We start from the raw sequence: 21,671 nt of genomic DNA, 5'->3' as shown, positions 1-21,671 counted from the left end.
GCACAACGCTCGATGCCCGCGTGGCTCTGCTGCCGCGGGCCTCGCTTTTCCAGAATTTGCTATTCGTTGAGGTCGGCCGATGAAGGCGACAGGTAATTTCGAGGCGGCGCGTGACGTCGACCCGATGGTGGTGCTGAGCGACAAGACCCGTGCTCACATCGATCACTGGCTGGCAAAGTTTCCGCCCGATCGCAAGCGCTCGGCGGTGCTGCAGGGCCTGCATGCGGCCCAGGAGCAGAATCAGGGCTGGTTGAGCGATGAACTGATCGCCGCCGTGGCCAAGTATCTGGATCTGCCGTTCGTGTGGGCGTACGAAGTGGCGACTTTCTACTCGATGTTCGAGACCGAGAAGGTCGGCCGCAACAACGTTGCGATCTGCACCAATATCAGCTGCTGGCTCAACGGTGCCGAGGATATCGTGCACCATTGCGAGAAGAAGCTGGGCATCAAGCACGGCGAGTCGACCGCTGACGGCCGTGTCTACCTCAAGAAAGAGGAAGAGTGCCTGGCCGGCTGCGCGGGCGCGCCGATGATGGTCATCAACGGTCACTACCATGAGCGCCTGACGCTGGACCAGGTCGATGCGCTGCTGGACGGGCTGGAGTAAGACATGGCACACCACGAATCCAAGGGGCCGGTAGGACCGGCACCGCTTCCGCACAACGTGGTCTACACCACGTTGCATTACGACACCCCGTGGTCGTACGAAAGCTATCTGAAGACCGGTGGCTACGCCGCGCTGCGCAAGATCCTCGAAGAGAGGATCCCGCCGGCCGACGTCATCGAGATGGTCAAACAGTCCGGCCTGCGTGGCCGTGGCGGCGCCGGCTTCCCGACCGGCCTGAAGTGGTCCTTCATGCCCAAGGGCGACATGCAGAAGTACATTCTCTGCAACTCGGATGAATCCGAGCCGGGCACCTGCAAGGACCGCGACATCCTGCGCTACAACCCGCACTCGGTGGTCGAGGGCATGGCGATCGCCTGCTACGCCACCGGTTCCACCGTCGGTTACAACTACCTGCGCGGCGAGTTCCACCACGAGCCGTTCGAACATTTCGAACAGGCCCTGGCCGATGCCTACAAGCACGGCTGGCTGGGCAAGAACGTGATGGGCAGCGGTGTCGATATCGACATCTATGGCGCCCTGGGCGCCGGTGCGTATATCTGCGGCGAAGAAACCGCGCTGATGGAGTCGCTGGAAGGCAAGAAGGGCCAGCCGCGCTACAAGCCGCCGTTCCCGGCCAATTTCGGCCTGTATGGCAAGCCGTCGACGATCAACAACACCGAGACCTACGGCTCGGTGCCGGCGATCATCCGCAACGGCCCGGAGTGGTTCAAGGGCCTGAGCAAGACCGCTAATGGCGGCCCGAAGTGCTTCTCGGTCTCCGGTTGCGTGCAGCGCGGTGGCAATTTCGAGGTACCGCTGGGCACCACGTTCGACGAGCTGCTGGAAATGGCCGGTGGCCTGCGTCCGGGCCGCACGCTGAAAGGCGCCATCCCGGGCGGTGTGTCGATGCCGGTGCTGACCGCAGCCGAGCTCAAGGGACTGCCGATGGACTACGACACCATCCGTGCGCTGGGCTCAGGTCTGGGCTCTGGGGCGATCGTGGTGATCGACGACAGCGTGTGCTGCGTGAAGTTCGCCTGCCGTATCAGCCAGTTCTTCCACAAGGAATCCTGTGGCCAGTGCACCCCGTGCCGTGAAGGTACCGGCTGGATGCACCGCGTGCTGGAGCGCATCGTCGCCGGTCAGGCCACGATGGAAGACCTGCACCAGCTCAAGACGGTGGCCGGCCAGATTGAAGGCCACACCATCTGCGCATTCGGTGAAGCCGCCGCATGGCCGATCCAGGGTTTCCTGCGTCAGTTCTGGGACGAATTCGAGTACTACATCGTCAACGGTCATTCGATGGTTGACGGCAAGAAGGTGGAGGCTGCTGTCGCATGAGCGCGCAACCGGTAAATCCCAATGAGACGACTGTGGTTGTGCCCGAAGGGCACGTGACCATCGAGATCGATGGCCAGTCGCTGGTCGTTCCCAAGGGTTCGATGATCATCCAGGCCGCCGACAAGGCCGGCATTCCGATTCCGCGCTTCTGCTATCACGAGAAGCTGCCGATCGCGGCCAACTGTCGCATGTGCCTGGTCGATGTGGAAAAGTCGCCCAAGCCGTCGCCAGCCTGTGCCACCCCGGTCATGGATGGCATGAAGATCCAGACCCGCAACGAGAAGGCGCTCAAGTACCAGCGTTCGGTGATGGAGTTCCTGCTCATCAACCATCCGCTGGACTGCCCGATCTGCGATCAGGGCGGCGAGTGCGAGCTGCAGGACGTGTCGCTGGGCTACGGCCGCTCGGTCAGCCGCTTCAACGAGCGCAAGCGCGTGGTGGTGGACGAGGACATGGGGCCGCTGGTCGCCACCGAGATGACCCGCTGCATCCAGTGCACCCGCTGCGTGCGCTTCACCGCCGAAGTGGCGGGCACCTACGAGCTGGGTGGCATGTACCGCGGCGAAAACCTGCAGATCGGCACCTACGACGGCAAGCCGCTGACCACCGAGCTGTCCGGCAACGTCATCGACGTGTGTCCGGTCGGTGCGCTGACCAACAAGGTGTTCCAGTTCAAGGCGCGCCCGTGGGAGCTGACCGCACGCGAGTCGCTGGGTTACCACGACGCGATGGGCTCGAACCTGTTCCTGCACGTGCGCCGTGGCGAAGTGCTGCGCGCGGTGCCGCGCGACAACGAGCTGGTCAACGAATGCTGGCTGTCCGACCGCGACCGCTATTCGCACCAGGGCCTGTACGCCGCCGATCGCGCGGTCAAGCCGCTGCAGAAGGTCAATGGCGAATGGAAGGAAGTGAGCTGGGCCGAAGGTCTGGCCGCGGCCCGCGAAATCTTTGAAGCCAACCGTGGCGACGATCTGGGCGTGCTGGTACATCCGTCGACCTCGAATGAGGAGGGCGCATTGCTGGCACGTCTGGCGGCCGGACTGGGTTCGACCAATATCGACCACCGCATCAACAACCGCGATTTCTCCGACGCTCCTGTCGCACAAGCGTTCGGCATGTCGCTGGCCGAGATCGAGAAGGCTGATCGCATCGTCGTGCTGGGTAGCAATATCCGCCACGAGCTGCCGTTGCTGCACGCCCGTCTGCGCAAGGCGCAGACCAGCAACGGGGCGCAGATCCATGTGGTCAACCCGGTCGATTTCGACTTCGCGTTCAAGCTGGCTGGCAAGCAGATCGTTGCACCGTCGCGCTTTGCCGAAGTGCTGGGCAGCGCGCAGTTGGTCGAGGCGGTGAAGGGCGGCAGCAACTCCGTCATCATCGTTGGCGCGATTGCCGAAAACCACCCGCAGGCTGCCGCCATCCGTGCTGCTGCCGGCGCGTTTGCCTCGGGTACCGGCGCCAAGCTGTGTCGCATTCCGCAGGGCGCCAACGCGCTTGGCCTGACCCGTGCTGGCGTGCTGCCGGCCGGCAAGGATGTCAACGCGATGCTGGCGCAGCCGCGCAAGGCCTATGCGCTGTATGGCATTGAGCCGGGCCTGGATTTTGCCGATGCCGCCGCTGCCCGCAAGGCGCTGGCCGGTGCCAAGGTCGTGGCTTTCAGCCAGTTCGCCTGTGCCTCGACCCGCGATGTGGCCGACGTGATCCTGCCGATCGGCGCGCTGCCGGAAATCGAGGGCACGCTGACCAATCTCGATGGTCGCGACCAGATTGCCCGCGCTGGCGGCAAGTTGCAGGGCGAGGCCCGCGAGGGCTGGCGCGTGCTGCGTGCGCTGGGGGGTGACATGCAACTGGCCGGGTTCGGTTTCACCGATCTGGCGGGTCTGCGTGCCAGCCTGCAGTCTGTGGCGGTGAAGGTTGCCGCTTCGGCGCAGCCGCTGCTGGCGGGCGAGGGCCTGGAAGTGGCTTCGACGCCGGCGATCTACCGCATCGATGCGGTGGTCCGTCGCGCCGAAGCGCTGCAGTCGCATCCGTTGAACAACGCACCGCGCATTGTGCTCAATGTGGAAGACGCCGCGCGTCTTCAGCTGACCGAAGGCCAGATGGCCAAGGTCGGTACGGAAGCGGGCAAGGCGACATTGCCGGTCGTCGTCGACGCACGCGTCGCCGCCGGTACGGTGTGGATTGAATCGGGCCACGGCGCAACCGCGCCGCTGGGCGCTGCACGGGTAACGGTGGTGGCTGCATGAACGAGTTGCTGTTGAACGCGGTCGACCCGCTGCACCAGTGGTTCCTCGCCTTGGGCGATATCGGCATCGTGCTGTGGACGGTGCTGAAGATCCTGGTGATCGCGATGCCGATCATCATCTCGGTGGCGTTCTACGTGTTGTGGGAACGCAAGCTGATCGGCTGGATGCACGTCCGCCACGGGCCGATGTATGTCGGCCTGGGGGGGCTGCTGCAGGCTTTTGCAGACGTCACCAAGCTGCTGTTCAAGGAGATCATAGCCCCGACCAGCGCCCACAAGGCGATGTACGTGATCGCGCCGCTGATCGTGCTGGCACCTTCTTTCGCCGCGTGGGCGGTGGTGCCGTTCGACGCCAAGCTGGTGCTGTCCAACTCCAACGTGGGTCTGCTGTATCTGCTGGCCATGACCTCGCTGGGCGTGTATGGCGTGATCCTCGCCGGCTGGGCCTCCAACTCCAAGTACGCCTTCCTCGGCGCGATGCGTTCTGCCGCGCAGGTGGTCAGCTATGAGATCGCGATGGGGTTCGCGCTGGTTGGCGTGATGATCGCCGCGGGCAGCCTGAACCTGAGCGAGATCGTGCTGGCGCAGAAGGGCAATTCGGGCCTGTTTGACTGGTTCCTGCTGCCGCTGTTCCCGCTGTTCGTGGTGTATTGGGTGTCCGGTGTGGCCGAGACCAACCGCGCGCCGTTCGACGTGGTGGAAGGCGAATCGGAAATCGTTGCCGGCCACATGGTCGAATACTCCGGTGGTGCGTTCGCGCTGTTCTTCCTGGCCGAATACGCCAACATGATCCTGATCAGCTTCCTGATCGCGATCTTCTTCCTCGGTGGTTGGTTGAGCCCGATCCAGGGCTGGGTCACGGCGGATATCTCGCCGTGGATCAACTGGATCTGGAACGGTGGCTGGCCGTGGCTGCTGCTGAAGGTGTTGTTCTTCGCCAGTGCCTACATCTGGTTCCGTGCAAGCTTCCCCCGTTTCCGTTATGACCAGATCATGCGTCTGGGCTGGAGAGTGTTCATCCCGCTGACCATTTTCTGGATCGCGGTGACGGCACTGATGGTGTTCTACGGCGTGATCCAGAAGGGCGTTTGATTCATGAATAAGATCACCCACTATTTCAAGAGCCTGCTGCTGCTCGAGCTGATCGGGGGTATGTGGCTGACGTTGAAATACACGTTCAAGCCCAAGTACACCGTGCTGTACCCGATGGAGAAGTTTCCGCAGTCGCCGCGTTTCCGTGGTCTGCATGCACTGCGTCGCTACCCGAACGGGGAAGAGCGCTGCATCGCCTGCAAGCTCTGCGAAGCGGTGTGCCCGGCATTGGCGATCACCATCGATTCGGCCAAGCGCGAAGACGGCACCCGCCGTACCACGCGGTACGAGATCGATCTGTTCAAGTGCATCTTCTGCGGCTTCTGTGAGGAAAGCTGCCCGGTGGATTCGATCGTCGAGACCCACATCCTCGAGTACCACTTCGAGAATCGTGGCGAGAACATCATCACCAAGCCGCAGCTGCTGGCCATTGGCGATCGGCTTGAAGCCGAAATCGCCGAGCGCCGCGCCGCCGACGCTGCCTTCCGCTGAGGTCTTGAGATGGATTGGGTAAATATTTCGTTCTGGTTTTTCTCGATCGTCGCCGGCATATCAGCCGCTTCGGTGATCAGTGTGCGCAACCCGGTGTACGCGGTGTTGTGCCTGATCCTGACGTTCTTCTCGGTGGCCTGCGTGTGGCTGCTGGTGGGAGCCGAGTTCCTGGGCGTCACGCTGGTGCTGGTGTATGTCGGCGCGGTGATGGTGCTGTTCCTGTTCGTGGTGATGATGCTCGACATCGATACCTCCGACTTGCGTGAAGGCTGGGTGCGTTACCTGCCGCTCGGGCTGGTCGTGGCGGTCGTGATGCTGGTGCAGATGTTGATCCTGATCGGTGTAAAGGCCCGTTCTGCGGCGCCCTTCCCGGTGGACAACGCGGCGGCGATCGCGGCCGACACCTCCAATATCACCTGGCTGGCGCGCAGCCTGTTCACCGAATACCTGCTGCCGTTCGAGTTCGCGGCCGTGATCCTGACTGTGGCCGTGGTTGCCGCGGTGATGCTGACCCTGCGTCGCCGCCCGGGTCTGAAGAAGCAGGATCCGACCGAGCAGACCATGGTCAAGGCGAAAGATCGTCTGCGCATGGTGAAGATGACGGCCGAAAAGCCGGTCGTGCAGGTTGACGTCAAAAATTCCGGTGGCGAGGAGGCCAAGCCATGATTTCCCTGGGCCATATGCTCGCGCTGGGTGCGGTTATGTTCTGCATCAGCGTTGCCGGCATTTTTCTGAACCGCAAGAACATCATCGTTTTGCTGATGTCGATCGAGTTGATGCTGCTGTCGGTGAACATCAACTTCATCGCGTTCTCGCGCGAGCTGGGCGACACCGCAGGCCAGCTGTTCGTGTTCTTCATCCTGACCGTGGCCGCAGCCGAAGCTGCAATCGGCCTCGCGATCCTGGTGACCTTGTTCCGTACTCGCCACACCATCAACGTGGGCGAAGTTGATTCGCTGAAGGGCTGATCCGAAGATGGAAATCACTCTCTCCAAGAGTCTGTTGATTGCGGTGGTGCTCGCACCGCTGCTAGGCAGCATCGTCGCCGGCCTGTTCGGTCGCCAGGTGGGGCGCAAGGGCGCCCAGTACATCACCATTCTTGGCGTGGCCGTCAGCTGCGCGCTGTCGGCTTACGTGTTCTCGCAGTTGCTGTGGGGTGGCGCACAACCGTTCAATCAGAACGTCTACACGTTCTTCGAAGTCGGCCAGTATTCGGCGCACGTCGGTTTCATGATCGACAAGCTGACCGCGATGATGATGGTGGTGGTGACGTTCGTGTCGCTGCTGGTGCATATCTACTCGATCGGCTACATGGCCGAGGATGACGGCTACCAGCGTTTCTTCAGCTACATTTCGCTGTTCACCTTCTCCATGCTCACCCTGGTGATGAGCAACAACTTCCTGCAGCTGTTCTTCGGGTGGGAAGCGGTGGGTCTGGTGTCGTACCTGTTGATCGGCTTCTACTTCAAGCGGCCGACTGCGATCTTCGCCAACATGAAGGCGTTCCTGGTCAATCGCGTGGGTGACTTCGGTTTCCTGCTGGGTATCGCGGCGATCTTGTGGGTGTTTGGCTCGCTCGACTACGCGACGGTGTTTGCCAATGCCGGCGTGCTGGGTGATCCCAATGCGCTGATGCAGGTCTGGTCGGGTTCGATCAACCTGTTCGGACAGCAGATCCAGATTCTCAGCGAGCCGCTGATCTGGTCGGTGGCCACGGTGATCTGCATCTGTCTGTTCATCGGCGCGATGGGCAAATCCGCGCAGGTGCCGCTGCACGTGTGGCTGCCGGACTCGATGGAAGGCCCGACGCCGATTTCGGCGCTGATCCATGCCGCGACCATGGTGACCGCGGGTATTTTCATGGTCACCCGCATGTCGCCGCTGTTCGAGCTGTCGCAGACCGCGCTGGACTTCATTCTGTTCATCGGCGCCACCACGGCCTTCTTCACCGGCCTGATCGGTATCGTGCAGACCGACATCAAGCGGGTGGTGGCCTATTCGACCCTTTCCCAGCTGGGCTACATGACGGTTGCACTGGGCGTGTCGGCCTACTCGGGCGCCGTGTTCCACCTGATGACCCACGCCTTCTTCAAGGCGCTGCTGTTCCTCGGCGCCGGTTCGGTGATCATGGGCATGCACCATGAGCAGAACATGATGAAGATGGGCGGCCTGCGCAAGTACATGCCTATCACCCACATCACCATGTGGATCGGTACGTTGGCCCTGGTGGGTACGCCGTTCTTCGCCGGTTTCTACTCGAAGGACACCATCATCGAAGCTGCCGCGATGCACGCGCACGCTGCCGATGCCGGCTGGGTTGCCCTGTACGGTTACTGGGCGGTGCTCGGTGGCGTGATCGTCACCAGTTTCTACAGCTTCCGCCTGCTGTTCCTGACCTTCTTCGGCAAGGAACGCTTCCGCGACGCACATGATGATCACCACGCCGATCATGGCCACGGCCACGATGACCACCACGGGCATGGTGCCCACGAGCCGCACGAGTCGCCGCTGGTGGTGACCGTGCCGCTGATCCTGCTGGCTATCCCGTCCATCCTGATCGGCTTCTTCACCATCGGCCCGATGCTGTTTGGTACCGGCTGGGATGGCCATACCGCCGCTGGCGGCATCCCCGGCCAGGCCATGTCGTTCTTCACCGGTATCGTCGACTTCTACGACCCGGCGCGTGACACCATTGCCGAAGTAGGCAAGGAGTTCTGGCACGGTTCGGTGGCCTATGCGGTACATGGCATGCAGATGCCGGCGTTCTGGCTGACGGTTGCAGGTTTCGTGCTGGCCTGGGTGTTCTACATCTGGAAGCCGGAACTGGCAGGCAAGGCCCGCAAGACTCTGGCGCCGGCGGTTTCGGTGCTGGAAAACAAGTACGGCTTCGACAAGCTCTGGATCGACGGCTTTGCCGGCGGTGGTGTGCAGCTCGGCAAGGCCGCCCGTGCCGTGGATAGCACGGTCGTTGACGGGGTGGTGGTCAACGGTTCGGCCCGCGTGGTCGAGCTGGCTGCCAACCTGCTGCGCCGCACCCAATCCGGTTTCCTCTACCACTACGCCTTCGCAATGATCATCGGCCTGATTGCCCTGTTGGGCGTCCTGATGCATTTCTGGCGTTGACCTGTACGGAATAGAAGACGTGTCGAACTGGCCTCTACTTAGTATCCTCATCTGGCTGCCGATCATCGGCGGTGCGTTGATCCTCGCCGTGCGCAACGCCCAGGCAGCCCGGTGGGCCTCCTTGGCGGTGGCATTGCTCACCTTCCTGTTCAGTCTCGGTCTGCTCAGCGGCTACGACCGCACCGCGGCCGACGTGATGCAGTTTGTCGAACAGCATCCGTGGATTCCGGCATTCGGTATCGGCTACAACCTCGCCGTTGACGGCATCGCGATCGCGCTGGTGCTGCTGACCACGCTGGTCGGTGTGCTGGCGCTGATCGGCGCCTGGGGCGTGGTCGACAAGCGTGTCAACCAGTACGTGGCGTCCTTCCTGATCCTGGAAGGCGTCACCGTCGGTATCTTCGCTGCGACCGACGCGATGCTGTTCTACGTGTTCTTCGAAGCCATGCTGATTCCGATGTTCCTGATCATCGGCGTCTGGGGCGGTCCGCGTCGCATCTACGCGGCGATGAAGTTCTTCCTCTACACCTTCCTCGGCTCGGTGCTGATGCTGGTTGCGCTGATCTACCTGTATCTGAAGGGGGGCAGCTTCCAGTTGGCCGACCTGTATCAGCTGCAGCTTTCGGGCAAGGAACAGACCTGGATCTTCTTCGCGTTCCTGATCGCTTTCGCGGTCAAGGTGCCGATGTTCCCGGTCCACACCTGGCTGCCGGATGCGCACGTGGAGGCGCCGACCGCCGGTTCGGTGATCCTGGCCGCGATCGCGCTGAAGATCGGCGGCTATGGCTTCCTGCGTTTCAATCTGCCGATCGTTCCCGATGCCAGCCACGAGTGGGCATGGCTGGTGATCGCGCTGTCGCTGGTGGCGGTCATCTACGTCGGTCTGGTGGCCATGGTGCAGGACGACATGAAGAAGCTGATCGCCTATTCGTCGGTCGCGCACATGGGCTTTGTCACACTGGGTACGTTCACCGCGCTCTGGCTGGTGCGGGAAGCCGGCAATGCCGATGCCGCGCGACTTGGCTTGCAGGGCGCGATGGTGCAGATGGTCTCGCACGGGTTCGTGTCCGGCGCCATGTTCTCCTGCGTGGGCGTGCTGTATGACCGCATGCACAGTCGCCGCATCGCCGATTACGGCGGCGTGGTCAACGTGATGCCATGGTTTGCCGCGTTCTCGCTGCTGTTCTTCATGGCCAACTCGGGCCTGCCGGGTACCAGTGGTTTCGTCGGTGAATTCATGATCGTGCTGGCGGCGTTCCAGTGGAATCCGCTGGCTGCCTTTGGCGCCGCGACCACGCTGATCATCAGCGCGGCCTATTCACTGTGGCTGTACAAGCGCGTGTTCTTCGGCGAAGTGGGCAATGCCCATGTGGCCGAGCTGAAGGACATCAATGGTCGCGAATGGCTGGTGTTGGGTGTATTTGCCGTCGGTACGCTGGTGCTGGGTTTCTACCCGATGCCGCTGACCGACCTGATGGAGCCGTCCATCGCCAAGCTGGCGATGCAGATCGCTTCGAGCAAGCTGCTGTAAGCGGCCCGTCGAGAGTATTGATTCCAGGATTTGATGATGACCACGCCGACGTCTCTGCCGTTGACCACCGCTGACCTCCTGCCGTTGCTGCCCGAACTGGCGGTGATTGGCGGCGCTTTCGCCCTGCTGATGATCGACCTGTTTATCAGCAGCAAGCACAAGGTCTGGACCCACTTCCTGTCGGTGGCCGTTCTGGCTGTCGCCTTCGTGCTGCTGCTGTCCGATGTGGGCGGGCAGGGCGAGGTGTTCCACGGGATGTTCATCCGTGACAATGCCGCCGATGTCATGAAGACCGTTATCGTGCTGGTCAGCGGTCTGAGCCTGGTCTATGGCTGGAGCTACCTGCGCGAGCGGGATCTGTACCAGGGCGAGATCCCGGTGCTGGTTCTGTTCGCCACCGCCGGCATGATGATCCTGGTCTCGGCCGGCAGTCTGCTGATGGTCTATCTCGGTCTGGAGTTGCTGGCGCTGTGCTCCTACGCGCTGGTGGCCAGCAATCGCGACAACAAGCTCGCCGCCGAAGCAGGCATGAAGTACATCGTGCTCGGTTCGCTGGCATCGGGCCTGCTGCTGTACGGCATGTCGTTGATCTACGGCGCGACCGGCTCGCTGCACCTGGATGTGATCCACGGCTCCATCGCGCATTCCGATGAGCGTCTGCTGCTGCTGACCGGTGCGGTGTTCATGGTCGCTGGCGTCGCCTTCAAGCTGGGTGCTGCGCCGTTCCACATGTGGCTGCCTGACGTCTATCAGGGTGCGCCGGCACCGATCGCGCTGTTCATCAGCTCGGCACCGAAACTGGCCGCATTCGGTATGGCCTACCGTCTGCTCGAAGCCGGTGTCGGTCCGCTGTCAACTGAATTGCAGTATGTATTGGCTGGATTGGCCGCTCTGTCGCTGATCGTCGGTAATCTGATGGCCATCGCCCAGGCCAACCTGAAGCGCATGCTGGCCTACTCGACTGTCTCGCATATCGGCTTCCTGCTGATGGGTATTGCCGGCGGTGGCGAGCAGGGCTACTCAGCGGCCATGTTCTATGCGATCGCCTACGCCATCATGTCCACCGCCGCGTTCGGCGCGATCATCGCGCTGTCGCGGGCCGGCTTTGAAGCCGAGAATATCGAGGACTTCAAGGGGTTGAATGCCCGCAGTCCATGGATGGCCGGTCTGGTGCTGTGCATCATGGCGTCGCTGGCCGGCATTCCGCCGTTCCTCGGCTTCTGGACCAAGCTGGCGGTGCTCGGTGCGGCGCTCAATGGCGGCCTGCTGTGGCTGGCCATGGTCGGTGTGATCTGCGCTGTCATCGGCTGCTTCTACTACCTGCGGGTCATCAAGGTGATGTATTTCGATGAGCCGGTCGGTGAGCCACTGCCGCGCAACAATGACCGCATCCTGGGCATCGTGCTGGGTGTCAATTCGATCCTGTTGCTGTTCCTGCCGCTGGGCTTGGGGCCGATCATGGAGTGGATGCGCAATTCTTTTGCACATTTGTCCTGAAAACAGGTGCAAATCTGCGGGATTCGTGTATTATTCACAGCCTGAGTTGTCGATGCAGCGGTTCAGCCAGAACGACGTTGCGGCAGGTTCCTCTTAGGTGAGGGCAATTCAATAACTTCCGGTGCGGGGTGGAGCAGTCTGGCAGCTCGTCGGGCTCATAACCCGAAGGTCGCAGGTTCAAATCCTGCCCCCGCTACCAACGCCAAGCCGGTTGTTTGTGGCTTGGTTGATGAGAGGCGCTTGCATTCACTGAGGCGATCCTTCATCATTCCGCTTCTGATGCGGGGTGGAGCAGTCTGGCAGCTCGTCGGGCTCATAACCCGAAGGTCGCAGGTTCAAATCCTGCCCCCGCTACCAGCTTCGGTCTTTGCTGCACATTGTGTGGGTAGGGGCATAGGTTGGGCTCGCAGGAACGATTGCTTCCGTTTCTGCAACCGGGACCCGGTCAACGGGTTCATATCGGACAAAGGGCCCAGTTGGGCCCTTTGTTGTTTCCAGAGCGCGGAAATCCCGGCAGGGTGGCAGTCGCGCTCTCATTTACGAATCAAGGCTGGCTGTGAGCGACAAGGCTACTGAAATCGCGAATCTGCTGCGCCCCGCCGTGCAGGCATTGGGGCTCGAGTTGCTTGGTGCCGAGTATTTGCCGGCGCCGGGTGGGGCCACGTTGCGTCTGTATATCGACGTGCCGTTGGCCGAGCAGCCTGAGCGCATGGTGAACATTGACGACTGTGAGCGGGTGAGCCGAGAGGTGTCCGCGCAGCTGGATGTGGAAGATCCGATCAGCGGCAATTACACGCTGGAAGTGTCTTCGCCCGGCGTTGACCGTCCGCTGTTCACCCTGGAGCAGTTTGAGCGCGCTATTGGCGAATCCGCCAAGGTCGGGTTGAAGCTGCCACAGGAAAATCGCCGTCGCCTGCAAGGGGAGATCGTTGCGGTCGACCACGCGCAGGGTACGGTGGCGTTCGTCGTTGATGGCAAGCCATTTGTGGCTTCGTTCGACAATATCGACAAGGCGCGCATCATTCCGGACTGGGCTGCATTGGGCCTGGCTCCCACCAAACCGACAGGTCCGGCGCCCAAGCAGGGTGGCAAGGCCAAAAATAAATCCAACAACGAAACGGCGGCGGACAAGCCGCGCGCGGAGTGAGTCGATGAGCAAGGAACTTTTGCTGGTAGTTGACGCAGTCGCCAATGAAAAAGGCGTGCCGCGTGAAGTGATTTTCGATGCGATCGAAGCGGCGCTCGCGTCGGCTGCGAAGAAGCGTTACGTGGATCAGGATGTGCTGACCCGTGTTTCCATCGATCACAAGGATGGCACCTACGAAACCTTCCGTCGTTGGGAAGTGGTCGCCGATGATGTGGTGATGGAGTCGCCGGATCGCCAGATCCGCATGATGGACGCCGTGGAAGAGGCCGATGATGTGGAAATCGGCGATTACATCGAAGAGCAGATTGAAAACCCCGATTTCGGACGCATTGCCGCGCAGGCCGCCAAGCAGGTGATCGTGCAGCGCGTGCGTGAAGCCGAGCGCCAGCAGGTGGTCGACGCGTGGAAGGATCGCGTGGGCGAGCTGGTAACGGGTGTGGTCAAGCGCGCCGAGCGCGGCAACATCTATGTGGACCTGGGTGGCAACGCCGAGGCCTTTATTCCCAAGGACAAGGGTATTCCGCGCGATGTGCTGCGTGCCGGAGACCGCGTGCGCGGTTACCTGGCCGAAGTGCGCTCGGAGCCCCGTGGTCCGCAGCTGTTCATCAGCCGTGCCGCGCCGGAGTTCATGATCGAGCTGTTCAAGCTGGAAGTGCCGGAAGTCGGTCAGGGTCTGGTTGAGATCAAGGCATGTGCACGTGATCCGGGCGATCGCGCCAAGATCGCGGTGCTCGCCCATGACAGCCGCACCGATCCGATCGGTGCCTGCATCGGCATGCGGGGTTCGCGTGTGCAGGCGGTCTCCAACGAGCTCAATGGCGAGCGTGTTGATATCGTGCTGTGGAACGAAAGTCCTGCCAATTTCGTCATCAATGCGATGGCGCCGGCGGAAGTGCAGTCCATCATCGTCGACGAAGACCGTCACTCGATGGACCTGGCGGTCGCTGAGGACCGTCTGGCCCAGGCTATCGGCAAGGGCGGGCAGAACGTTCGTTTGGCCAGCCGTTTGACCGGTTGGCAGCTGAATGTGATGACGCAGGACCAGGTGACAGCCAAGTCCGAGGCTGAACAGGCTGTGGCCCGCCAGTTGTTCATGGACAAGCTGGAAGTGGACGAGGAAATCGCCGGTATTCTGGTCAGCGAAGGCTTCAATACGGTTGAAGAAATCGCCTATGTGCCGGTGGGTGAGCTGCTGGCAGTGGAAGGCTTTGACGAGGACATCGTCGAAGAGCTGCGAGCCCGCGCCCGTGATGCACTGCTGAACGACGCGCTGGCGATTGAAGAGAACGCTGAAAGCGGCGTGCCGGCGGCGGACCTGCTGGCATTGGACGGCATGGATGAGGCCACTGCCTACGCGTTGGCCGGTAACGGCGTGCGTACAAGTGAGGATCTGTCGGACCTGGCTGCCGACGAGATTCTGGAATTCGGCATTGAGGGTATGGATCTGGAGCGCGCCGCGGCGCTGGTCCTGGCAGCCCGCGCCGAGGAGATCGCCCGCCTGGAGCGTGGCGAATGAGCCAGCGATGAACAGTGCCCTGATCCGCTCAGGGCGTAGACTCCGCGCTGCCTTCGCTTGTGTCGAGGGGGCGCCAACAAGATCATAGGATCCGAATGTCGCAGCAAACCACCATCCGCAAGCTCGCCGAACTGGTCAATACGCCGGTCGAGAAACTGCTGGAGCAGCTGGCTCAGGCCGGTATGAAGTTCAGCGGTCCCGACCAGATCGTGACCAGTGCCGAGAAAGTGAAGCTGCTTGGCTTCTTGCGCCGTTCGCACGGCAAGGAAGAGCAGCCCGCCGAAGAAGCTGAAGCCGCACCGAAGAAGATCACCCTGAATCGCCGCAAGGTGCAGGAAGTTACTGTCAATGCGGGCCGCAGCAAAACCACGGTCAATGTCGAAGTGCGCCAGAAGCGTACCTACGTCAAGCCGGAGGGCGGCAAGACGGCGATGACGCCGGACGAAGAGCGCGCGGACATCCTGCGCAAGCTCGAAGAGTCGCGTCAGCGCAATCTCGATGAACAGCGGATGCTGGCCGAGAAGGATCGCCTGCGCGACGAGGAAATCGCCGCGCGCCAGAAGGCTGCCGAGGAAGCTGAGCGGCAGCGCGAAGATGCGGCGCGCAAGGCTGCCGAGGATGCGATCAAGGCGGCAGAGGCCCCGCCGGCGCCTGCAGTCCGGCAGCCGATCATTGAAGAGCTGGCCAAGCCGCGCAAAGCCCCGGCAGCGTCGCGCGCCGCTGCGGCAACGCCAGCAGCGCCTGCGCGTGATGATCGCGGTGGTGCGGCAGCCAAACCCGGCAACAAGTCGCGAGGCTCCGATGGGGACGGTGGCAACCGTTTCGGTGGCCAGCTGCACCTGTCGGCGGCCGATCGTGCCCGTCGCGGCAACAGCAACAACAATTCCCGTGGTCGTCCGGGCGGCCGTGCACCGCAGGGTCGTCGTGGCAACGAGCAGTCCCGCAGCGGTGCTGGCAGCCATGGCTTCGAGCGCCCCACCGCGCCGGTGGTGCGTGAAGTGGCGATCGGCGACACCATCACCGTGGCCGATCTGGCCCAGAAGCTGGCCCTGAAGGGCGGCGAAGTGGTCAAGGCGCTGTTCAAGATGGGCGTCATGGCGACCATCACCCAGAGCATCGATCACGATACCGCCGCGCTGGTGACCGAGGAACTCGGCCATACGGTGGTGCGTGCAAGCAACAACGACGCCGAAGACGCGTTGCTGGCGATCGCCGACACCAACCAGGGTGAGGCAGTGCCGCGTCCGCCGGTGGTTACCATCATGGGTCACGTCGACCATGGCAAGACCTCGCTGCTGGACTACATCCGCCGCACCAAGGTGGCGACCGGTGAAGCCGGTGGCATCACCCAGCATATCGGTGCCTATCATGTGACCACGCCCAAGGGCGTGATCAGCTTCCTCGACACCCCCGGCCATGCCGCGTTCTCGTCGATGCGTGCCCGTGGTGCGCAGCTGACCGACGTGGTGGTGGTGGTGGTGGCGGCCGATGACGGCGTCATGCCGCAGACCAAGGAAGCGATCAAGCACGCTCGCGCGGCCAATGCGCCGATCGTGGTGGCGATCAACAAGATCGACAAGTCCTCGGCCGATCCGATGCGGGTCAAGAACGAGCTGCTCGCCGAGCAGGTCGTGGCCGAAGATTTCGGTGGTGACATCCAGATGGTGGAAATTTCCGCCAAGACCGGCCTTGGTATCGATGACCTGTTGGACGCGATCTCGCTGCAGGCCGAATTGCTCGAACTTAAGGCCGTGGCCGAAGGCCGCGCCAGCGGCGTGGTCATCGAATCGTCGCTGGACAAGGGCCGTGGCCCGGTCGCGACGGTGCTGGTGCAGCAGGGTACGCTGAAGAAGGGCGACTACCTGGTCTGCGGTATCCAGTACGGCCGTGTGCGTGCCCTGTTCGATGAGACCGGCAGTCAGGCGGCTGAAGCCGGCCCGTCGATCCCGGTGCAGGTGCTGGGTCTGTCCGGCGTGCCCGAAGCCGGCGATGACTTCGTGGTCGTGGAAGACGAGCGTCTGGCCAAGGAAGTCGCGCAGACGCGTGAAACCAAGCGCCGCGAGTCGCGCCTGGTCGCCACGGCGGGCAGCCGCATGGAAGACATCATGGCGCAGCTGGGCAAGGGCGAAGGCCAGCAGGTGCTCAACCTGCTGATCAAGGCCGACGTCCAGGGCTCGGTGCAGGCGCTGAGCCAGGCGCTGGTTGCGTTGTCCAACGATGACATCCGTATCAACGTGATCCACTCCGGCGTGGGTGGCATTACCGAGTCGGACGCCAACTCGGCCGCTGCCTCCAAGGCCACTGTGATCGGCTTCAATGTGCGCGCCGACGCTTCGGCCCGTCGCATCATCGAATCGCACGGTGTGGATCTGCGTTACTTCTCGATCATCTATGACGTGATTGACCAGGTGAAGCAGGTGGCCTCGGGTCTGCTGGGTGTGGAGATCCGCGAAGAGATCATCGGTATCGCCGAGGTCCGCGATGTCTTCCGCAGCTCGAAGCTGGGCGCTATCGCCGGTTGTATGGTGGTCGAGGGCGTGGTCAAGCGGAACAAGCCGATCCGCGTGCTGCGTGACAGCGTGGTGGTGTTCGAAGGTGAATTGGAATCGCTGCGCCGCTTCAAGGAAAACGTGGAAGAGGTGCGCAACGGTACCGAGTGCGGTATCGGCGTGAAGGCCTACAACGACGTCAAGCCGGGCGACCAGATCGAGTGCTTCGAACGTATCGAAGTGCCGCGCACGCTGTAACTGCGACAACGGCCGTTCCGCCATCTGGCGGGCGGCCGGTTTCCCCCGTATCGAATCAGAAGAGCCAAGCAACGTGCCGAAGACTTTCCATCGTACCGACCGTGTTTCCGCGCAGATCCGCCGTGATCTGGGCACTCTGGTGCATGCCGCCGTGCGTGAGCACGGGCTGCCCTCGGTCAGCGTTTCGGACGTGGAGGTCACGCGTGATATGGCCCATGCCAAGGTGTTCGTGACGGCCTTGATGCCGGAGCGCTCGCTGGAGGCGGTCAAGGGGCTGCGGGAGCTGGCTGGCGAGTTGCGTACCGGCCTGGCCCGGGCGATGAAGCTGCGGCATGTGCCGGAGCTGCATTTCCACTACGACGATTCGGTGGATCGGGGCGAGCGAATCGACAATCTTCTGCGTGATCTTCCCGATACGTTGGCGGCGCAGAACAAGTCCGACGAAGAGTGATGCCGAGACAGCCCGCGAGGGCTGTTCTGGTATTGGGCTTCCCGTGGGCGTGCGTTGACCGCCTTGCGGTTTGATATTCCCTGTGTCGCGGTGGGCCAGGCCTGCCGCGCAGATACATGAGTGGGTGTTACATGCGTCCTCGAATCCAATTCCGTCGGCTGGATGGCATCGTCCTGCTCGATAAGCCCGCCGGTATGAGCTCCAATACGGCATTGCAGGTGGCGCGGCGGCTGTTCCGGGCGGAGAAAGGCGGCCATACCGGCAGTCTGGATCCTCTGGCGACCGGACTGTTGCCCCTGTGCTTTGGTGAGGCGACCAAAATCGCCGGATTGTTGTTGGGCTCGGCCAAGGCCTATGACGCCGATATCGTGCTGGGCGTGACTACAGATACGGACGATTCCGATGGTGCGGAGCTGCTGCGTCGCCCGGTGCCGGTCATCGCGGAAGCGACGCTGGCGGCGGCGCTGGCGTCGCTTACCGGGCATATCCGCCAGCGTGCACCCATCTATTCGGCGCTCAAGCAGGGCGGTGAGCCGCTGTACGCCAAGGCCAGACGTGGTGAAGTCATCGAAGCGCCAGAGCGCGAGGTGCATGTGCAGGCCATCGAGGTGCTGTCGCACGACGGCGCGCGACTGTCGCTGCGGGTGACCTGCGGCTCGGGCACCTACATCCGGGCGCTGGCGCGTGATCTGGGCGAGCTGCTCGGATGCGGTGCACATATCACCGGGTTGCGCCGGTTGTGGGTGGAGCCGTTTCTGGCGCCCCGCATGATCGGGCTGGACGAGTTGCGGGTGGTAGCCGAGCGGGGCGATGAGGCTGCGCTGATGGACTGGCTGCTGCCCATCGAGGCCGGGTTGAGCCATTTTCCGCGCGTCGAGATCGAGGCTGAACAGGCGCGGCGCTTCCGGATGGGGCAGCGTCAGCGCAATGCCGGCTGGCCCGAAGGACTGGTTGCGGTGTTCGAGCAAAATGCGGGCGCCGTCGGCCTGGGGCAGGTGACAGACGGTGGACTTCTGTCGCCTCAGCGCCTGTTCAACCTCTGAGCGCATCCCTGCACTCCGGCCCTGCGCCTTGTGACGGGGGGCAGGGATCGTTACAATTTCGCGGTCCCCTTGTGGGGCACCGTCTGCCGTCGGCAGGCGGCATTCCTGAAACGGCGAGCTGGGCGGTGCGTCATTGGACGTTCCTGCCGGCCACGCATCAACGAGAAAAAACAATGTCGATCGACACCCAGAAGGTTATTGAAGAAAACAAGCGCGGCGCTGCCGACACCGGTTCGCCGGAAGTCCAGGTCGCCCTGCTGACCGCCCGCATCGAGCTGCTGACCGGTCACTTCAAGACCCACAAGAAGGATCACCACAGCCGTCGCGGCCTGCTGCAGATGGTCAATCGCCGCCGCAGCCTGCTCGACTACCTGAAGAAGAAGGATGTCGAACGTTACAAGGCTCTGATCGAAAAGCTCGGTCTGCGCCGCTAAGAGATTTCCGGCCGCGGCGCAGCGATGCGCCGCGGTTTTGCTTTTAGAGTTTCAACCGCAGTAGATAGGCCGGAACCGCCCGGCAAACCATGGCTGGCAAGGGTCGGCAATGGTCCATCTGAAGAATGCATCATCCAAGGACACCCCCGTGGCAAAAATCACCAAAACCTTCCAGTACGGCAAGCACACCGTCACGCTTGAAACCGGCGAAATCGCCCGTCAGGCCGGCGGCGCCGTCATCGTCAAGATGGACGACACCGTGCTGCTGGTCACTGCCGTGGCCGCCAAAAGCGCACGTGAAGGCCAGGACTTCTTCCCGCTGACCGTCGATTACCAGGAAAAGTTCTACGCCGGCGGCCGTATCCCCGGGGGGTTCTTCAAGCGTGAAGGCCGTGCGACCGAGAAGGAGACGCTGATCTCGCGTCTGATCGATCGCCCGATCCGCCCGCTGTTCCCGGAAGACTACCGGAACGAAGTGCAGATCATCGCCACGGTGATGTCGCTGAACCCGGAAGTGGACGGTGATATCGCTGCGCTGATCGGCGCCTCGGCCGCCCTGTCGCTGGCCGGTACGCCGTTCAAGGGCCCGATCGGTGCCGCCAAGGTGGGTTACAAGGATGGCGAATACATCCTCAATCCGACCGTTTCGGAGCTGAAGGAATCGCAGCTGGAGCTGGTCGTCGCCGGTACCGCCAACGCCGTGCTGATGGTGGAATCCGAAGCCGCGCTGCTGTCTGAAGACGTGATGCTGGGCGCCGTGACCTTCGGTCATCGCGAGATGCAGAAGGTCATCAACGCGATCAACGAGCTGACCGTTGAAGCCGGCACCAAGCCGAGCGACTGGGTCGCTCCGGCCAAGAACACCGCGCTGATCAGCGCGCTGCAGGAAGCTGTCGGCACCAAGCTGGCGGAAGCGTTCCAGGTGCGTGACAAGCTGCAGCGCCGCGACGCCATCGCCGCCATCAAGAAGGATGTGACCGAAGCCCTGGCTGGCCGCGTCGCCGCGGAAGGCTGGAGCCTGGCCGAGCTGTCGAAGGAATTCGGCGAGCTGGAATACAGCACCATGCGCAACTCGGTGCTGGACACCAAGGTCCGCATCGATGGCCGTGCGCTGGACACCGTCCGCCCGATCGCCGTGAAGACCAGCGTGCTGCCGCGCACCCACGGCTCGGCGCTGTTCACCCGCGGCGAAACCCAGGCCATCGTGACCATCACGCTGGGCACAGCACGCGACGGCCAGATCATTGACGCCGTTGCCGGTGAGTACAAGGAAAACTTCCTGTTCCATTACAACTTCCCGCCCTACTCGGTCGGTGAGTGCGGTCGTTTCGGTGCGCCGAAGCGTCGTGAAATCGGCCACGGCCGTCTGGCCAAGCGCGGTGTGCTGGCTGTGATGCCGTCGCTGGAAGCCTTCCCGTACACCATCCGCGTGGTGTCGGAAATCACCGAATCCAACGGCTCCTCGTCGATGGCATCGGTCTGCGGTTCCTCGCTGGCCCTGATGGACGCCGGCGTGCCGGTCAAGTCGCCGGTGGCCGGTATCGCCATGGGTCTGGTCAAGGAAGGCGAGCGTTTCGTCGTGCTGTCCGACATCCTGGGTGATGAAGATCACCTGGGCGACATGGACTTCAAGGTTGCCGGTACCGCCGAGGGCATCTCCGCCCTGCAGATGGATATCAAGATCGAAGGCATCACCGAAGAGATCATGAAGCAGGCCCTGCAGCAGGCCAAGGCTGGCCGTCTGCACATCCTGGGTGAAATGGCCCACGGCCTGACCACCCCGCGTGCCGAGCTGTCGGACTACGCGCCGCGTCTGCTGACCATCAAGATCCACCCGGACAAGATCCGCGAAGTGATCGGCAAGGGTGGTTCCACCATCCAGGCCATCACCAAGGAAACCGGCACCCAGATCGACATCCAGGACGATGGCACCATCACCATCGCTTCGGTGAACAACGCCGCTGCCCAGGCCGCCAAGGCCCGCATCGAGCAGATCACCTCGGACGTCGAGCCGGGCCGCATCTACGAAGGCAAGGTCGCCAAGATCATGGACTTCGGTGCGTTCGTCACCATCCTGCCGGGCAAGGACGGTCTGGTCCACGTGTCGCAGATCTCCAGCGACCGCGTCGAGAAGGTTGGCGACGTGCTGAAGGAAGGCGATGTGGTCAAGGTCAAGGTGCTGGAAGTCGACAAGCAGGGCCGTATCCGCCTGTCGATGAAGGCCGTGGAAGAGGGTGAAGGCGAAACCGCCTCGGCCGAATAAGCCGCAGCGCGATTGCTGATCCAGGAAAAGCGGGCTTCGGCCCGCTTTTCTTTTGCCTGCGGCTTCGCGTTTTCCCTACGGTCACGACTCCGTTTGCCTGATATCGGGCTGGCGTTGTGGGCCTCAGCATCCGTCTGGTCAT

The 21,671-nt window shown here is 62.5% G+C and carries 17 protein-coding genes and 2 tRNA genes; all 19 read left to right on the top strand.

Annotated elements, in window-relative coordinates; translation table 11 throughout:
- Positions 1–79 precede the first annotated feature (79 nt).
- The 19 genes from nuoE (at position 80) to pnp (ending at position 21,529) form a co-directional block, all read left to right on the top strand.
- The gene (gene nuoE, locus ARC78_RS00185; protein ID WP_054656937.1) at positions 80–607 is read left to right on the top strand and encodes an NADH-quinone oxidoreductase subunit NuoE; all 528 of its coding nucleotides are present in this window, start codon (positions 80–82) and stop codon (positions 605–607) included.
- A gap of 3 nt (positions 608–610) precedes the next feature.
- A complete protein-coding gene (gene nuoF / locus ARC78_RS00180) occupies positions 611–1,948 on the top strand; it encodes an NADH-quinone oxidoreductase subunit NuoF (protein ID WP_054656939.1) in 1,338 nt (445 codons plus the stop codon).
- Positions 1,945–4,194, top strand: coding sequence for an NADH-quinone oxidoreductase subunit NuoG (nuoG, locus tag ARC78_RS00175; RefSeq protein WP_057505469.1), 2,250 nt, complete (start codon positions 1,945–1,947; stop codon positions 4,192–4,194). The genes nuoF and nuoG overlap by 4 nt, the downstream gene beginning before the upstream one ends.
- The gene (gene nuoH / locus ARC78_RS00170; protein ID WP_054656943.1) at positions 4,191–5,285 is read left to right on the top strand and encodes an NADH-quinone oxidoreductase subunit NuoH; all 1,095 of its coding nucleotides are present in this window, start codon (positions 4,191–4,193) and stop codon (positions 5,283–5,285) included. Before nuoG ends, nuoH begins: the two co-directional genes overlap by 4 nt.
- Before the next feature lie 3 nt (positions 5,286–5,288).
- A complete protein-coding gene (gene nuoI, locus ARC78_RS00165) occupies positions 5,289–5,777 on the top strand; it encodes an NADH-quinone oxidoreductase subunit NuoI (protein ID WP_054656945.1) in 489 nt (162 codons plus the stop codon).
- A 9-nt stretch (positions 5,778–5,786) separates the two neighbouring features.
- Positions 5,787–6,443 (top strand): NADH-quinone oxidoreductase subunit J, encoded by a 657-nt coding sequence (locus ARC78_RS00160; protein ID WP_054656947.1) that lies wholly within the window; start codon positions 5,787–5,789, stop codon positions 6,441–6,443.
- Positions 6,440–6,745, top strand: coding sequence for an NADH-quinone oxidoreductase subunit NuoK (nuoK, locus tag ARC78_RS00155; protein WP_054656949.1), 306 nt, complete (start codon positions 6,440–6,442; stop codon positions 6,743–6,745). Before ARC78_RS00160 ends, nuoK begins: the two co-directional genes overlap by 4 nt.
- Before the next feature lie 7 nt (positions 6,746–6,752).
- On the top strand, positions 6,753–8,900 hold the full coding sequence (nuoL, locus tag ARC78_RS00150; protein ID WP_054656951.1) for an NADH-quinone oxidoreductase subunit L: 2,148 nt from the start codon (positions 6,753–6,755) through the stop codon (positions 8,898–8,900).
- A gap of 19 nt (positions 8,901–8,919) precedes the next feature.
- Complete coding sequence (locus ARC78_RS00145; protein WP_057505468.1) at positions 8,920–10,431, top strand: NADH-quinone oxidoreductase subunit M; 1,512 nt, start codon at positions 8,920–8,922, stop codon at positions 10,429–10,431.
- Positions 10,432–10,467: 36 nt separating this feature from the next.
- Positions 10,468–11,928, top strand: coding sequence for an NADH-quinone oxidoreductase subunit NuoN (gene nuoN, locus ARC78_RS00140; RefSeq protein WP_057505467.1), 1,461 nt, complete (start codon positions 10,468–10,470; stop codon positions 11,926–11,928).
- Positions 11,929–12,050: 122 nt separating this feature from the next.
- Positions 12,051–12,127 (top strand) — tRNA-Met (locus tag ARC78_RS00135).
- An 81-nt stretch (positions 12,128–12,208) separates the two neighbouring features.
- Positions 12,209–12,285, top strand: a tRNA-Met gene (locus ARC78_RS00130).
- A gap of 199 nt (positions 12,286–12,484) precedes the next feature.
- Positions 12,485–13,075 (top strand): ribosome maturation factor RimP, encoded by a 591-nt coding sequence (rimP, locus tag ARC78_RS00125; protein ID WP_054656953.1) that lies wholly within the window; start codon positions 12,485–12,487, stop codon positions 13,073–13,075.
- A gap of 4 nt (positions 13,076–13,079) precedes the next feature.
- Positions 13,080–14,591: a transcription termination factor NusA gene (nusA, locus tag ARC78_RS00120; protein ID WP_054656955.1), complete on the top strand. Its 1,512-nt coding sequence runs from the start codon at positions 13,080–13,082 to the stop codon at positions 14,589–14,591.
- Between the two features lie 95 nt (positions 14,592–14,686).
- Positions 14,687–17,338: a translation initiation factor IF-2 gene (gene infB, locus ARC78_RS00115; RefSeq protein WP_054656957.1), complete on the top strand. Its 2,652-nt coding sequence runs from the start codon at positions 14,687–14,689 to the stop codon at positions 17,336–17,338.
- Positions 17,339–17,411: 73 nt separating this feature from the next.
- Positions 17,412–17,789 carry a 30S ribosome-binding factor RbfA gene (gene rbfA / locus ARC78_RS00110; protein ID WP_054656960.1) on the top strand — a complete coding sequence of 126 codons (378 nt, stop codon included), beginning with the start codon at positions 17,412–17,414 and terminating at the stop codon, positions 17,787–17,789.
- Positions 17,790–17,920: 131 nt separating this feature from the next.
- The gene (gene truB, locus ARC78_RS00105; protein WP_083468357.1) at positions 17,921–18,832 is read left to right on the top strand and encodes a tRNA pseudouridine(55) synthase TruB; all 912 of its coding nucleotides are present in this window, start codon (positions 17,921–17,923) and stop codon (positions 18,830–18,832) included.
- A 173-nt stretch (positions 18,833–19,005) separates the two neighbouring features.
- On the top strand, positions 19,006–19,266 hold the full coding sequence (gene rpsO, locus ARC78_RS00100) for a 30S ribosomal protein S15 (RefSeq protein ID WP_054656964.1): 261 nt from the start codon (positions 19,006–19,008) through the stop codon (positions 19,264–19,266).
- A 148-nt stretch (positions 19,267–19,414) separates the two neighbouring features.
- Positions 19,415–21,529 carry a polyribonucleotide nucleotidyltransferase gene (gene pnp / locus ARC78_RS00095; RefSeq protein ID WP_054656968.1) on the top strand — a complete coding sequence of 705 codons (2,115 nt, stop codon included), beginning with the start codon at positions 19,415–19,417 and terminating at the stop codon, positions 21,527–21,529.
- Positions 21,530–21,671 lie beyond the last annotated feature (142 nt).

It is taken from the genome of Stenotrophomonas pictorum JCM 9942, assembly GCF_001431585.1.
GTDB classification, from domain to species: Bacteria; Pseudomonadota; Gammaproteobacteria; order Xanthomonadales; family Xanthomonadaceae; genus Stenotrophomonas; species Stenotrophomonas pictorum.
The sequence above is the reverse complement of the archived record's forward strand: the minus strand, read 5'-3'. Positions and strand labels throughout refer to the sequence as shown.